Raw genomic sequence first — 15,379 nt, forward strand, 5'->3', positions numbered from 1 at the left:
GGACGCCATGTGGGAGAAAATCGTTAAAATCAATGGCCCGTACAATTTTGACCGTGCGCTCGAAAGATTAAGCCTCGACCCGTTACAGGCGGTGGATCCGCTTAGTCGGACAGTGAAAATCCCGATATACGGCAAACAGCCGGAAACAGCGTCCATCACTGCAACCGGCACAACGGAGGAACCTGCCTTTCTCATCAAAGGCGAAAATCCGGATACCGCTGAAATCGTTGAGAAGCGGATTTTCCACCTTTTTCAGTGGGAGAAAGATATTGCAGGCATCACAAACCATTTTACCGGCACTGCCCTTGAACCGCTTTTTAAAGAACACCGCGGCACGCCGTTTGTGCTAGACTTTTCGCCATATGCCTGCCTGATCAAATGCATCATCCACCAGCAGCTCAATATGAAATTTGCCCATACGCTGACAGAGCGTTTCGTGTACCACTTTGGTTTTCAAAAAGACGGTGTCTGGTTTTATCCGTCTCCGGAAAAAACGGCTGCATTGCAAGTTGCAGATTTACGCGCCCTGCAGTTTAGCGAGCGGAAAGCAGAGTATGTAATCGGGCTTTCCAGATTGGTGGCATCAAGCGAACTCGACTTGGCAGAACTTGAAAAGAAACCGGATGAAGAAATCTTAAAAACGCTCGTGAAAATCCGCGGCATCGGCCCGTGGACCGTGCAAAATTTTCTCATGTTCGGGCTCGGCCGCCTGAATCACTTTCCAAAAGCCGACATTGGCATTCAAAAGGCATTGAAAAAACTTTTCCAGCTTGAGAAAAAACCGACTTATGAAGAAATGGACGCTTACGCAAAAGACTGGGAGCCTTATTTGAGTTATGCCTCCCTGTATTTATGGCGTAGCATTGAATAGAGGGACGGATTTTATGCAAAAACAAGTCATTATTAAACCAAAACAGCAATTCCCTTTGACGATCAAACGGCTCGGCATCAACGGGGAAGGGGTCGGCTATTTTAAACGGACGGTCGTTTTCGTGCCGGGTGCGCTGCCAGGCGAAGAGGTGGTCGTGGAAGCCAAACGGATACACCCGAAATATGTGGAAGGTATTGTCAAAAAGGTGCGCAAACGCTCGCCCCACCGGGTAAAAGCCCCGTGCCCGGTTTACGAGCAGTGCGGCGGTTGCCAGCTCCAGCACCTTGTGTACAAGCAGCAGCTCATCGAAAAACGCGACATTGTCATCCAGGCGCTCGAACGCCATACAAAGTTAAAAGTGGACGAACTCGATATCCGCCCGACGATCGGTATGGATAACCCATGGCTGTACCGGAACAAAAGCCAGTTCCAGCTCGGTGAAGACCATGGGAAAATCATTTCCGGCCTTTACAGCCTTGATTCTCACCGGCTGATCAACGTCCCGGAATGCATCGTCCAGCATCCGCTGACAAACAAAGTGACGCAAGTGGTGACACAAATTTTAAATGATTTCCATGTCCCGGTGTACAATGAAAAAACCGGGAAAGGCATCGTGCGAACCATTGTCACAAGGGTCGGCATCCAGACCGGCCAGGCCCAGGTTGTGCTGATTACGACCAAGCGGGAACTGCCGCGCAAAGATGTCATCCTTTCCGAGATCAAAAAGCGCCTGCCGGAAGTCGTATCGGTTGCGCAAAATGTGAACGCCAAAAAAACGTCGGTTATTTTCGGCGACGAAACGATTCATTTATCCGGAAAAGAAATCATTGAAGAACGGCTCGAAGAATTCACATACGAACTCTCCGCCCGCGCCTTTTTCCAGCTGAACCCGATCCAGACGGTGAAGCTTTACAATGAAGTGAAAAAAGCCGCTGCGTTGACTGGCAAGGAGAAAATTGCGGATACCTACTGCGGTGTCGGCACCATTGGCTTGTGGCTCGCGGATGGCGCATCCGAAATCCGCGGTATGGATGTGATTCCGGAAGCGATTGAAGATGCTAAGAAAAACGCCGCCGCCCACAACATCCCGAACGCCCATTACTTTGCCGGTAAAGCAGAAGTCCTCCTGCCAAAATGGCTGAACGAAGGCTGGCGCCCGGACGTTGTCATCGTCGACCCGCCGCGTTCGGGCTGTGACGAAGCCCTTTTACGGACGATTCTGAAGGTAAAACCAAAGAAATTTGTTTACGTGTCATGCAACCCTTCCACTTTGGCAAAGGACTTACACATACTGAGTAAAGCTTATAACATAGCCTATATGCAGCCTGTGGATATGTTTCCGCAAACGGTGCATGTTGAGTGCGTGGTATTGATGTCAAGGGTTGATAAATAGAAGGGCTGTAAATGCCTATAAATAAAGGGTTTCCAGATATTGAACTTTTCTGTAGGCTACTTTGCCGGAGGTGACAATATCTGGAGACCCTCATTTTTTATTGTTTGCGGGAACATATCAACTGCCCTGAAAGTAATAGGGTTGAGTTGACAGGTTAGATAACGCTTATTTTTGTAGGGGTTGAGGAGACAGGATAGATGTAAACTTCTGCTTAATTTTCTTCACTGTTTTCTATTTCTTTCAATGATACCCCGTCTTTAGTTTTCCATTCTACCAGTCCATTTACGTGGCCGCCAATGACAAAAGCAGCAGCATATGATGGACTACGGAATAAGATATTTTCTTGAAGTATGCCATTTTCATCTATTTTGGCTTTTTGTCTGCGGTCTTTAATTCCAGGCGGAATACTTTCAGAATCTATCGTTTCAATATGACTGCCTTGTAAGACGACAAAACCTTCGTTCGTTTGCTTACAGCTTGCTTCAATTACTTGTCCGCTCTTACGACTTTTTCGCTTCATAAAGAGAAGTAATTCCTCTTCAGCAGATTCTACTGTATTAGCTGGTTTAGGTTTATCTGTCAGTGGTTCGAATAATTTATGCCCAAGAGCACCCATTATAATTTTAGCGTAATCAATGAATTCTTCGAGCTCACTTTCTTTTTCCTCGGTTATATTTCCTGGAGTAGGGTCGTTTCCGTTCTTAACCACATACCGGTTTGCCTCTACTGCAAGCCCACAAAAACGATTCTCAAGATAACTTATCTCTGTGGGACCAAAGGAGTTATTGGACGTAGTAAATACAACAGCTTCTGTCCAATAATCCTTATCTGGATTTCGCTTGTGTTCTATTAACCGACAAAGAAGACCCTCTCCGTTTTTCCGAACACCGGCTTGCCCAATATATACCATATTGTCATCTGTTTGATCTGAAGTGCCAAATAAAAAGTAAACGCCGCTCTGGGATAAATCTTCGCGTCCTTTGCATTTATCTAGTTCAGTGCGAGGTATCTTGTAAGCAACGCCAGTCCAATTAGCCAAAGTACACTTTATTCTCCCATTTGGTGTGCCATCCATCAAAAACAGATTTATACTTTTTCCTCGTTTAGCCATAATCCTTTATCTCCCTCCGTAACAGCTTATTTGTTATTTGAATCATTGGAAGGAGTTTCAAATGGCTTTCCTTCAGGGTTATACGTTAAATTGAAAACAAGATCCGACAGCCATTTCTTAAACGAAGGATTATCATTAAACTGCTTAAATAACTCCATATTATCCGCCATTATACTAAATATAACAGACTGAAGGGCACGTTCACTTTCCATACGCGCATTTTGCTTGTCTGAATTTTTCATTGCGTTAATATAGCGCTCGTCTTTTGTAACCATTCCTGGTATTTCTAGAATTTGGCGGCGAACATTATCAGCATCGTTCCAGTCTATATTGCCGAACAAGTCATTAAATGATGAAAGAATGCTAGAAAGCAAATCCATTTCTGGCTCCACTATGCCGCCTACACGACCAGCAGGTACAGGGCCAATCTCAGCGTCAGCATCATCTAATACAAGAGACATAGAATCACGAGCTTCGACTCGGTAACTATCTAAATCAATTGAATCTAGTATTCCTTGAGACAAATCATCTTCTTTGGGAGAAGGAAGTTTAGGTATTAATAAATTTAAAAATATTGATAGCTTTTCCCATTCTGCATTACCGTAAGGAAGAATAGCTCCAAGAAAGCCGTATGTTCGAACAAATGCTTTTGCTGCACTTTTGAATTCAATTTTCCCTTCGTCATCAAGCTCTTTGTAAATAGCAGTACATGCATCGAGGATAGGATCTAACCTATCGCGATCTGCACCATTTAAGTAAAGTTCAACAAGCGAATCAACATGCCCATTTTCGTATACTTGATGGGCTTCCATAATTGCTATGAGATCATAAAGCTTGTTCGGATCAGTTTCATTAGACAGAATAGTTGTCCGATAATATTTTGAGAATGCTGCTTCAATGGTCTCTGTTTTATTTGCAAAATCAAGTACAAAAGTATCATGTTTCTGCGGATGAGAGCGGTTCAGCCGAGATAGAGTCTGAACAGCCTTTATATCAGATAGCATTTTATCAACGTACATTGTATGGAGTAGTGGTTCATCATAACCCGTTTGGAACATATCAGCCACTATAAGAAATCGATATGGATCCTTACGGAACACCTTCTCAATTGTATTATCTGGGAAGCCATTAATTGCTGCAGAGGTTAAAGTTTTACCACCATATTCTTTTTCCCCGGAAAAAGCAATAATAGCTTTATAAGGACTACGCCTGTCAGCAAGGCATTTATTAATTGCGTAATAGTATTCGATACAGCGCTCTATACTACTCGTAACCACCATAGCTCGTGCTTTTCCTCCGATTTTCCCTTTTGAAATAACCTGATCATGAAAGTGGTTCACCATGATTTCTGCTTTTTGTGATATGGCAAACTTATTACTTTCTACAAATTGACGGAGTTTCTTTTGTGCTTTTTTCTTGTCAAATAAAGGATCATCTTCAATGGTTTTAGCAAGCCTGTAATAACTGTCTACAGGGGTATAGTATTTAAATACATCTAAAATAAAACCTTCTTGAATTGCTTGCTTCATTGTATATACATGGAACGGACGATGTTTAATTTCATCTCCGTCTTGGTATGGGATACCAAACATTTCAAGGGTTTTGTTTTTAGGAGTAGCGGTAAATGCAAAATAGCTGGCGTTCTTCAGCATTTTGCGCCCTTCCATAAGACGGTTGATTTTATCTTCAAAATCTTCCTCTTCTCCAGTAACTTCACCTGATAATACAATATTCATCTTAGCCGACATGTTACCGCTTTGTGATGAATGGGCTTCGTCAATAATTATGGCGAAAGAGCGCCCTTTGTGTTCTGAGCCAATGCTATCAAGAATAATAGGGAACTTATGTACAGTAGTTATTATAATCTTCTTACCGCCATTGATTGCTTTCCTTAAATCATCAGAGTGTTCTGCCCATGCTACTGTGCTAGAAACCTGCATAAACTGTTTTATCGTATCCCGAATTTGTTTATCAAGTATTACACGGTCTGTAACAACTACCACAGAGTCAATGATGGCTTTGCCATTCTTTTCGAGGAGGTGAGTCGATGAAAAAGATAACAAAAATAGATGGGAATAAGGGTACATCAATTATCAAGCCCAAATTACGAGTAGCTGCTTACTGTCGTGTTTCTACGGACAGTGATGAACAGTTAGTGAGCCTAGAAGCACAAAAATCCCATTATGAGACTTACATAAAGGCAAACCCAGAATGGGAATATGTTGGCTTGTATTATGATGAGGGGATCAGTGGGACCAAAAAAGAAAACCGGTCAGAACTTCTTAGAATGCTATCAGATTGTGAAAACAAGAAGATTGACTTAATTATTACAAAGTCCATTAGTAGGTTTGCAAGAAACACTACGGATTGTTTGGAGATGGTTCGTAAACTGTTGGACCTTGGGATTTATATCTATTTCGAGAAGGAAAATATCAATACCCAATCAATGGAAAGTGAGTTGATGCTTTCTATATTAAGCGGGCTTGCAGAAAGTGAGTCAATCTCCATTTCGGAAAATAACAAGTGGGCAATTCAAAGGAGATTTCAGAACGGAACTTTTAAGATTTCTTACCCACCATATGGCTATGACAACATTGATGGACAAATGGTGGTAAACCCTGAGCAAGTAGAAATTGTGAAGTATATTTTCGCAGAAGTACTATCAGGCAAGGGTACACAGAAAATAGCAGATGATCTTAATCAAAAGGGTATCCCCTCCAAAAGAGGTGGTCGTTGGACCGCTACAACAATTCGAGGAATTCTAAAAAAATGAGAAATATACCGGGGATGTTATACTGCAAAAAACCTATACAGATTCCCGTTTTAATAAGCGCACCAATTATGGTGAGAAAAACAGATATTTAATAGAAAATCACCATGAGGCAATTATCAGCCATGAAGTGTTTGAAGCAGTAGAGGCTGCCTTAAATCAAAGGGCAAAAGAAAAGGGAATAGAAAAGCGTAATGATAAGTACCAAAATCGGTATTCTTTCTCCGGAAAAATTATTTGCTCGGAATGTGGTAGCACCTTTAAAAGACGAATTCATTCGTCCGGCACAAGAAAATATGTAGCCTGGTGTTGCAGTAAACACTTAAAGCAGATAACAGAATGTTCCATGCAGTTTATTCGAGATGAGGATATAAAGACGGCCTTTGTTACTATGATTAACAAGCTGATTTTCGGTAGAAAACTTATTCTACAACCACTATTAGATGCTTTGCGTGGAATGAGCAACTCTGATAACCTTTCAAGAATTCAGGAATTAGAGAAGCAAATTGAAAAAAATGCAGAACAGAGAGAACTGCTTGTAAAGCTTATGGCAAAGGGTTATCTAGAACCTGCCCTTTTTAACAGAGAAAACAATGAACTGAAAATGGAAGCAGATAATTATATGGGGCAAAAAGAAGCTTTAATTCATGCTTTAAATGGAGAATTATCAAAGGTGCAGGAAGTCAGTAACTTAATAAAGTTTACGAATAAGGCTGAAATGATAAATACCTTTAAAGAGCAAATTTTCAATGATCATATTGAAAAAATTATCGTTTACTCAAGGGTAGAGATAGGTTTCGTTCTGAAATGTGGAATCACACTAAGGGAAAGGATGTGAGAAAATGGCGCACACGCCCTATGGCTATAGGATAGAGAATGGAATAGCAGTTATCGATGAAGAAAAAGCTGAAAAAGTAAGGAATTTGTATAAGGGCTACTTATCAGGCCTTTCCTTAACGGTCGCTGCAAAGACTGCTGGAATAGATGCTTATCATGGAACTGCTGGAAGGATGCTAAGAAATGAGCGTTATCTTGGTGATGATTATTACCCTGCCATCATTGATAAAGAAACCTACGAAAAAGCAGAAGCAGAGAGGGTAAAGAGAGCGAAAAAGCTAGGCAGAATCTTTGAACCCAAGAAAGAAGATGAACCTACTATTTTTAAGAAGTTTACCATAGGACAAGTAATTCAGAAGTATACAAATCCTTTTACACAAGCGGAATTTGTATATAGCTTAATAGAAAGTGAGGGACAGCAAGATGGCAGTTAATAAAAATGTAATGATTATACCTGCAATTAAACGTGTAGGCAACAGCCGAAAAGAAGATGATACACCAAAACTTCGGGTCGCTGCTTATTGCCGAGTTTCTACAGATAGTGATGAGCAGGCTAGTAGTTACGAAGTACAGATTGAACACTATACAGAGTTTATCAAGAAGAATTCAGAGTGGGAATTTGCAGGGATCTTTGCTGATGATGGTATCAGCGGCACAAATACAAAAAATCGCGACGAATTTAATCGAATGATTGATGAGTGCATGGCTGGGAAAATTGATATGGTTATTACCAAATCAATAAGCCGATTTGCTAGAAATACCTTGGACTGTCTACAATACATCAGGAAACTTAAAGATAAAAATGTAGCGGTATATTTTGAGAAAGAAAATATCAATACACTGGATGCCAAAGGTGAAATTATGCTTACCATTATGGCATCCTTAGCGCAACAAGAGAGCCAGTCATTAAGCCAGAATGTAAAGCTTGGCTATCAATACCGATACCAACAGGGAGAGGTAATGGTCAATTGTTCTAGGTTTTTAGGATATACCAAAGATGAAAATAAGCGATTAGTAATTGTGCCGGAGGAAGCTGAAATAGTTAAAAGGATTTACCGAGAGTATCTTGATGGCTCCAGTATGGATAAAATCAAAAAAGGACTTGAAGCTGATGGCATACTTACAGGTGCGGGGAAAAAAGGTGGCATACCAGTACTATAAGGAAGATATTAAGCAATGAAAAATATATTGGTGATGCATTGCTCCAAAAAACTTATACGGTAGATTTTCTTACAAAAAAGAGGGTTGTAAATAACGGTATCGTACCTCAATATTATGTTGAGAATAGTCATGAAGCTATTATCCCGCGTGAAATTTTCATGCAGGTTCAAGAAGAGTTAGTTCATAGAAGTAAAGGACATATAAGTACTAGTGGAAAGAAAAGAAACTTTAGTGCAAATCATGTATTTTCACAAATTATTTTCTGCGGAGAGTGTGGTGAAATATACCGTAGAGTTCATTGGAATAACAGAGGCAAAAAATCGATTGTTTGGAGATGCGTCAGTAGACTTGAGAATACAGGGTTAACTTGTCATTCCCGAACCGTGCTGGAGGATATGATAGGCCTTGCTACGGTGGATGCAATTAATAAACTAATAGGGCAAAAGGATGGCTTTTTAACTATCTTAAAGGAAAATATAGAAACAGTGATAAGTGAAACGGGCAATAATGTTGTTTCCGAGATAGATAAAAAGCTAGAGGAATTACAAAAAGACCTTTTGAGACTGGCCAATTCCAAAGAGGATTATAACGATATAGCCGATGAGATTTACAGGCTCAGAGAGGAAAGGCATAAGGCTTTAGCAGAAGAAGCCGGCAAAAAAGGCTCCAAGCAAAGGCTAGAAGATATGGAAAAATTCCTTAATGAACAATCCACCCTCCTCGAGGAGTATGATGAGCAACTAGTAAGGAGACTTATAGAGAAAATAACGGTCTATGATGATAAACTAACTATTGAATTTAAATCTGGTGTAGAAATTGATATAGAAAAATAAAACGAATTTGACCGCCGATTGAGGTGCAGTGGCATCTTAGTCGGCGCTTTTTGTCGTTAACTTATTATACAGCTCTGAGGAGTAAAAATTTTTCGTGATAATTTAACTATTCCCCCCCCAAAAATGCGGCTAAATATGTAATAATTTAAATAATTAGAGCTTGCTGGACGAATATTTTGGCATGGCTTAGTGACAAGTCGAATACAAGCTAAAATTTGATTCGTTCAGCAAGCCCTAATTAAACTTGGCTGTTTTGAGGGGGTTTTTATTTTGGTTACTAGAAAAGAAAAAAGAAATCGTGAAAAAGAAGCAAATTATTTTTTCGAGTTCCTTAAAATTCAGAAGCATTTTTTCAAAGACCTGATGAATAACCTAAAAAAGGTAGCAGACCACCGACATCAAAGCTATATCACTTATGGTCCAGAGGTCCTTTTATTTACGATGATGTTGAAAAATATGACCGGCCTAAAATCCATGAGAAACATGAGTGAGAGTTTTAATAAAGAAGAATGTATTAAAAATGTAGGGAAGGTGTTAGGCTTAGATTCTCTTGAAGAACTTCCACATTATGATACAATTAACGACTTTTTATCTGGCTTAGATGTAAATGAATTAGAAAAAATTAGAACGTATATGATTAAAGAATTATTGAAAAAAAGGTCTCTCGAGTCTTATCGAATTGAAGGAAAGTACTGGGGTGTCATCATTGATGGAACTGGATTACACACCTTTCATGAGAAACATTGTAAACACTGCCTGAGACGGGCATATACAAATAAAGAAACAGGAGAAACGAACGTACTTTATATGCACCATGTACTTGAAGCCAAGCTTGTCGTGGGGGATATGGTCTTCAGTATTGCCTCCGAATTTATCGAAAATGAATCAGAAAATGTTTCTAAGCAAGATTGTGAATTAAAAGCCTTCGACAGGCTGGCAAAGAAAATAAAAAAAATATTTAAAAGACTACCGATTTGTATCTTGGGAGATAGTCTCTATGCATGTGAAACGGTATTTAATCTGTGCAGGGCGCACAAATGGAAATATATATGCAGATTTAAGGAAGGGAGAATTAAAAGTATCTCGACGGAGTTTAAGGCAATAAAAGAGCTGGAACAAAGTAAGGATCAGAATTCATTAGTTTGGGTGAATGATATTGCCTACAAAGACAGAACGGTCAATCTGATGGAGGCCACAATGAAAACAGAGGATGGGAAATCGAAAGAGTATGTATTTATAACGGATATTAAAATCACGAAAAAGAACGTGGAACGACTCATCGCTGCAGGAAGAAGCCGCTGGAAGATTGAAAATCAAGGATTTAACGAACAAAAAAATAATCGTTACAATATAGAACATGCCAATAGCCAAAACTACACAGCCATGAAAAATCATTATTTATTAGTTCAAATAACAGATATTATTAGACAGCTGTTTGAAAAAGGTTCGTCAATCTTAAAAGCACTCAAAAAAACGGCAAAAGAAAAATCCTCAAATCTGTTGGAATCGTTTCGGACACGCATTTTAACAGACGAGGATTTCACCCATTTAAGTAAGCCAATACAAGTAAGGTTTACTTAATGGTTATATTATAGCAAAGGATGTGATGTAAAAAAAGGTTTTTTTGAAGTTATCCACAATTTTAAAAAAGAAATTTGCAAATTCGGCTCTTTTTGACTTTGAAAGCAGAAAAAATAGATGGAAAAATTTTCTAAATGTGGATAAGTCATTTTATCATAAAACATCTAAAAATTGATGAATTTACTCTTCAGAACTGCTTATTATAAAACCATATTGACAACTATCGATATGCCTGATATTCTTATTATAAGATATCGAGAACATTCGATGTCATTGATACATATGAATATATAGGAGGTAATTTCATGAAACATTCATATGCAGATTATGTTCCTGCAATTAAGGCTATGTCAGATGAAACACGGTTAAAGATTATTGATATGCTATCGTGTGGAGAAATGTGCGCATGCGATATATTAGAAGAATTCAGTATTTCTCAATCCACTCTTAGTTATCATATGAAGATATTATCTGAAAGTGGTCTTGTAAATGCAGTACGTGATGGGGCATGGATGAGATATACATTAAACAAGAAAAAAACGGATGAGGTAATAGCTTTCTTTACATGCATAACAAATGACAAAGAAGATTGTATTTGTAAAAAGAGCAAAAATAAAAAATCTGATAATCAATGTTGTTAAGGAGGATTTAGTAATGAAAAATATTGAGATTTTTGACCCAGCAATGTGTTGCTCAACAGGAGTTTGTGGTCCATCTATTGATCCGGAGCTGTTAAGAGTAGCAACTGTAATTAATTCGCTTAAAGAAAAAGGGATTATTATAAAAAGGCATGGTTTGTCTAGTGAACCCCAGGATTTTATCTCCAATAAAGTTATAAGTGAAATTCTACAAAAGGAAGGAGCAGATATTCTTCCTGTAACACTGGCAGATGGTGAAATTGTAAAAACCAAAAGCTACCCAACAAACGAAGAGTTTTCAGAATGGTTAGGGGTGGAAATAAGCACAAAACCTCAAAAGAAGAGTGGCTGCTGCGGACCAAAGGGGTGCTGTTAAGATGTTAAAGAATAATTATGAGCCATTTAGTTTAGATGGGATAAATCTGACTAAGTATATGTTTTTCACAGGAAAGGGTGGTGTAGGTAAAACTTCAACCGCTTGTGCTGTGGCAGTAAATTTAGCTGATAATGGAAAAAGTGTTCTCCTTATAAGCACTGATCCTGCATCCAATTTACAGGATGTTTTTAATACTGAGCTTGATGGCAAAGGTGTGCCGATTGATGGAGTGCCGGGTTTAGTTGTGGCGAATCTTGACCCAGAGGAAGCTGCCAGAGAGTATAGGGAATCGGTTATTGCTCCATATAGGGGGAAGTTGCCGGATAGTGTAATTGTAAATATGGAGGAACAACTCTCAGGTTCATGTACAGTTGAAATTGCCGCTTTTGACCAGTTTTCGAACTTCATCACTGATAAATCCACAGAGAATAAATACGATTATATTATTTTTGATACTGCTCCGACAGGGCACACACTTCGTATGCTGCAATTACCATCAGCGTGGAGTAATTTTATCAGTGAAAGTACACATGGGGCGTCATGTTTAGGTCAGCTCGCTGGACTTCAAGATAAAAAGGATATGTATAAGAATGCGGTTGAAAACCTTGCAGATAAAGATAAAACAACTTTGATATTGGTATCAAGGCCGGAGGAAACTCCTTTGATTGAAGCTGAACGTTCAAGCCATGAGCTTAGTGAGCTAGGGATAAACAATCAGGTTTTAATTATCAATGGTATACTGAGTGAAGCAACTGACGATGTTTCGATTAAAATGTTAGATAAGCAGCAAAAGGCTTTGGAAAATATGCCACAGGGTTTAAAAAAGTTTAAGATTTTCACTATACCACTTCGTTCCTATAACGTTGTAGGTATTGATAATATTAGAACATTTTTATATAGTGACGAATACACAAAAAATAGTATTTATAGCAAATCCTTAAATTTAAGACACCTAGATGTTCTGATTGAAGATATTTATAGGGCAGGTAAAAAAGTGATATTTACAATGGGCAAAGGCGGTGTTGGAAAAACAACTATTGCTGCAACCATTGCTGTGGCTCTTGCTAGAAAGGGTGTTAAGGTACATTTAACATCTACAGACCCAGCTAATCATCTCAAATATGTGGTTGAAGATACTGAAAATATTAAGCTAAGTAAAATAGATGAAAAGCAGGAACTATTGCGATATCAAAATGAGGTATTAAGTAAGGCTCGTGAAACAATGAGCGAAGATGATGTTGCTTATGTTGAAGAGGATTTACGCTCTCCATGCACACAGGAGATTGCAGTATTTAGAGCATTTGCTGAGATTGTTGACAAGGCTGAAAACGAAGTTGTAATAATTGATACTGCACCAACGGGTCACACGCTTCTGTTGCTTGATTCTACACAGAGTTATCATAATGAGGTTCAGAGAACAAAAGGTGAAACGCCAATATCTGTTCAAAGATTACTTCCAAGACTTCGGGATGAGAAACAAACAGAGGTTATTATTGTTACATTACCTGAAGCAACACCGGTATTTGAAGCTCAGAGACTGGGTGATGACCTGAATAGAGCGGGAATTAATAACAAATGGTGGGTGGTTAATCAGTGCCTTTCATTGACGAATACTAAAAATAGTATGTTAATAGCTCGCGCTGATGCTGAAAAGCAATGGCTGGAAAAAGTTAAGCAAATAAGTTCTGATAACTTTGTTGCAATCCCCTGGTTTCAGGATGCATCAATTGAAAATATAGTGAACTTTTCTGGAGGTAGTAAAAGTGATGAATAAAAGTGATGCTGGCTGTTGCTCTTGTGGCAGTGGCTGCTGCGGACAAGAACAGAAAAAAAAGGCAGATTATAATAGATTTTCTTTATCTTGATCTGAGTGTATGTAAGAGGTGTCAAGGAACTGAAACTAATCTTGAGGATGCAGTTAATGAAGTATCAACGGTATTAAGAGCGGCAGGGTTTGATATAGTATTGAATAAGATTAATATAAATTCAAGGGAGTTAGCCATTGAACACCATTTTTTAAGTTCTCCAACCATTCGTGTAAATGGCAGGGATATTGCTCTTGAGGTTAAGGAATCTTCCTGCAAGGAATGTGGAGATCTATGTGGCGACTCTGTGGATTGCAGAGTTTGGGTGCAGGATGGTATAGAGTATACGGAACCACCAAAATCCATGATTATTAACGCAATTTTGAAAGAAGTTTATGATGGCCATAGTTCAATCCCCTTGACAAATGAGAAATATGAAATCCCACAAAACTTAATTACATTTTTTGATAGCTTGGAAAGAAAGTAGGATTGATTTAACATGAGTAAGGAACAAAATAGTGGAATTGGATTTTTTGAAAAGTACTTAACCGTATGGGTTATTTTATGTATGTTTGCAGGGGTATTGATTGGAAAGTTTTTACCTGGAATACCAGCGTTTTTAGGACGTTTTGAATATGCAAATGTATCAATACCAATGGCGATTTTAATCTGGCTTATGATATATCCAATGATGCTAAAAGTAGATTTTCAAAGTATTAGAAATGTAGGCAAAAATCCCAAGGGACTTTTTGTTACATGGATAACCAACTGGTTGATAAAGCCATTTACTATGTTCGGCATTGCATGGCTGTTTTTCTTTGTAATTTTTAAATCTCTAATTCCGGCAGAATTGGCACAAGACTATCTTGCGGGAGCAATACTTCTTGGAGCAGCACCGTGTACAGCGATGGTATTTGTATGGAGTTATTTGACCAAAGGCAACGCAGCTTATACCGTCGTGCAAGTGGCAACAAATGATCTTATAATTCTCATAGCTTTCACGCCTATAGTTGCGTTTCTTCTAGGTGTGGGCGGCGTAACCATACCCTGGGACACTCTTATTTTATCTGTAGTATTGTTTGTTGTTATCCCGCTAGCTGGTGGCATAATTACCCGTAATTACATCACAAAAAGGCGAGGACTCGATTACTTTGAGAATAGCTTTATACCGAAGTTTGGGAATGTCACCACCATAGGTCTATTGCTAACATTAATAATAATCTTTTCATTCCAGGGCGATGTAATTCTGAATAATCCACTGCATATTGTTTTAATTGCTATACCATTAATTATTCAGACTTTCCTAATCTTTTTCATTGCATATCTAGCAAGCAAGGCTATAAAACTTCCTCATGAGATAGCAGCGCCTGCTGGCATGATTGGCGCCTCTAACTTTTTTGAACTGGCAGTTGCCGTTGCGATTGCATTGTTTGGAACTCAAAGCCCAGCTGCACTTGCTACCATTGTAGGAGTTCTAACAGAAGTGCCTGTTATGTTGATATTAGTAAAGATAGCGAATAATACAAGACACTGGTTTCCAGAAAAATCAAGAAAGTAGGTATGGCCAATGAGTAATAAACTAAAGGTTGCATTTATATGTGTTCATAATTCATGTCGAAGCCAAATAGCCGAGGCACTTGGTAAGCACTTTGCAGGAGATATATTTGAAAGCTACTCTGCTGGCACAGAAACAAAACCTCAAATTAACCAGGATGCTGTGCGTCTAATGAAAGAGCTTTATGATATAGATATGGAGAAAACTCAACATTCAAAGTTGCTTGATGAAATACCTCCAGTAGATATTGTTATTACAATGGGGTGTAATGTGGAATGCCCTTACCTTCCATGTAAACACAGGGAAGATTGGGGGTTGGATGATCCTACAGGTAAGAGTGATGAGGAATTTAAAAAAGTAATATCAACTATAGAAACAAAAATAAAAGAGTTAAAAGCAAAACTAAAGTCATAATAATTATAACGCCAATTACAAATCTAGTAGTTGG

16 protein-coding genes and 1 pseudogene are annotated in these 15,379 nt (G+C 38.8%); 15 read left to right on the forward strand and 2 right to left on the reverse strand.

The features are described 5' to 3' along the window. Positions 1-7 precede the first annotated feature (7 nt). On the forward strand, positions 8-871 hold the full coding sequence (locus ABR335_RS03730) for a DNA-3-methyladenine glycosylase family protein (RefSeq protein WP_014097246.1): 864 nt from the start codon (positions 8-10) through the stop codon (positions 869-871). 13 nt (positions 872-884) lie between these two features. Beyond that, complete coding sequence (rlmD, locus tag ABR335_RS03735; protein ID WP_014097247.1) at positions 885-2,264, forward strand: 23S rRNA (uracil(1939)-C(5))-methyltransferase RlmD; 1,380 nt, start codon at positions 885-887, stop codon at positions 2,262-2,264. Positions 2,265-2,475: 211 nt separating this feature from the next. On the opposite strand, the gene ABR335_RS03740 is transcribed toward rlmD, so the two are convergent. Next, positions 2,476-3,375, reverse strand: coding sequence for a GIY-YIG nuclease family protein (locus tag ABR335_RS03740; protein WP_014097248.1), 900 nt, complete (start codon positions 3,373-3,375; stop codon positions 2,476-2,478). A 26-nt stretch (positions 3,376-3,401) separates the two neighbouring features. Then, positions 3,402-5,462 carry a type I restriction enzyme subunit R domain-containing protein gene (locus ABR335_RS03745; RefSeq protein WP_350346719.1) on the reverse strand — a complete coding sequence of 687 codons (2,061 nt, stop codon included), beginning with the start codon at positions 5,460-5,462 and terminating at the stop codon, positions 3,402-3,404. Here ABR335_RS03745 and ABR335_RS16790 point away from each other — a divergent pair. The 13 genes and pseudogenes from ABR335_RS16790 to ABR335_RS03795 all read left to right on the forward strand — a co-directional run bounded on the left by ABR335_RS16790 (position 5,423) and on the right by ABR335_RS03795 (position 15,345). Beyond that, positions 5,423-6,148: a recombinase family protein gene (locus ABR335_RS16790; RefSeq protein WP_258434576.1), complete on the forward strand. Its 726-nt coding sequence runs from the start codon at positions 5,423-5,425 to the stop codon at positions 6,146-6,148. The genes ABR335_RS03745 and ABR335_RS16790 overlap by 40 nt on opposite strands. 22 nt (positions 6,149-6,170) lie before the next feature. Continuing rightward, positions 6,171-6,251, forward strand: a pseudogene (locus ABR335_RS16795) (hypothetical protein); the annotation flags it as partial. 24 nt (positions 6,252-6,275) lie between these two features. Continuing rightward, on the forward strand, positions 6,276-6,983 hold the full coding sequence (locus tag ABR335_RS16800; protein WP_434063183.1) for a zinc ribbon domain-containing protein: 708 nt from the start codon (positions 6,276-6,278) through the stop codon (positions 6,981-6,983). A 4-nt stretch (positions 6,984-6,987) separates the two neighbouring features. Then, positions 6,988-7,416, forward strand: coding sequence for a recombinase family protein (locus tag ABR335_RS03755; RefSeq protein WP_014097250.1), 429 nt, complete (start codon positions 6,988-6,990; stop codon positions 7,414-7,416). Beyond that, positions 7,406-8,143 carry a recombinase family protein gene (locus tag ABR335_RS16805; protein WP_434063184.1) on the forward strand — a complete coding sequence of 246 codons (738 nt, stop codon included), beginning with the start codon at positions 7,406-7,408 and terminating at the stop codon, positions 8,141-8,143. The genes ABR335_RS03755 and ABR335_RS16805 overlap by 11 nt, the downstream gene beginning before the upstream one ends. 26 nt (positions 8,144-8,169) lie before the next feature. After that, positions 8,170-8,976 carry a recombinase zinc beta ribbon domain-containing protein gene (locus ABR335_RS16810; protein ID WP_434063208.1) on the forward strand — a complete coding sequence of 269 codons (807 nt, stop codon included), beginning with the start codon at positions 8,170-8,172 and terminating at the stop codon, positions 8,974-8,976. Positions 8,977-9,246: 270 nt separating this feature from the next. Beyond that, the gene (locus tag ABR335_RS03765) at positions 9,247-10,557 is read left to right on the forward strand and encodes a transposase family protein (RefSeq protein ID WP_013858128.1); all 1,311 of its coding nucleotides are present in this window, start codon (positions 9,247-9,249) and stop codon (positions 10,555-10,557) included. A gap of 305 nt (positions 10,558-10,862) precedes the next feature. Beyond that, complete coding sequence (locus ABR335_RS03770; protein WP_014097256.1) at positions 10,863-11,198, forward strand: ArsR/SmtB family transcription factor; 336 nt, start codon at positions 10,863-10,865, stop codon at positions 11,196-11,198. A 13-nt stretch (positions 11,199-11,211) separates the two neighbouring features. Next, on the forward strand, positions 11,212-11,571 hold the full coding sequence (arsD, locus tag ABR335_RS03775) for an arsenite efflux transporter metallochaperone ArsD (RefSeq protein WP_014097257.1): 360 nt from the start codon (positions 11,212-11,214) through the stop codon (positions 11,569-11,571). Position 11,572: 1 nt separating this feature from the next. Continuing rightward, entirely contained in the window at positions 11,573-13,345 is a 1,773-nt protein-coding gene (gene arsA / locus ABR335_RS03780) for an arsenical pump-driving ATPase (RefSeq protein ID WP_350346589.1), read from the forward strand. Positions 13,346-13,350: 5 nt separating this feature from the next. After that, complete coding sequence (locus ABR335_RS03785; RefSeq protein WP_014097259.1) at positions 13,351-13,863, forward strand: DUF2703 domain-containing protein; 513 nt, start codon at positions 13,351-13,353, stop codon at positions 13,861-13,863. Between the two features lie 12 nt (positions 13,864-13,875). Beyond that, positions 13,876-14,934 (forward strand): ACR3 family arsenite efflux transporter, encoded by a 1,059-nt coding sequence (gene arsB / locus ABR335_RS03790; RefSeq protein ID WP_014097260.1) that lies wholly within the window; start codon positions 13,876-13,878, stop codon positions 14,932-14,934. Between the two features lie 9 nt (positions 14,935-14,943). After that, entirely contained in the window at positions 14,944-15,345 is a 402-nt protein-coding gene (locus ABR335_RS03795) for an arsenate reductase ArsC (protein WP_014097261.1), read from the forward strand. The last annotated feature ends 34 nt before the right edge of the window (positions 15,346-15,379 follow it).

This window comes from Heyndrickxia faecalis, assembly GCF_040267745.1.
Taxonomy (GTDB): Bacteria; Bacillota; Bacilli; order Bacillales; family Bacillaceae_C; genus Weizmannia; species Weizmannia faecalis.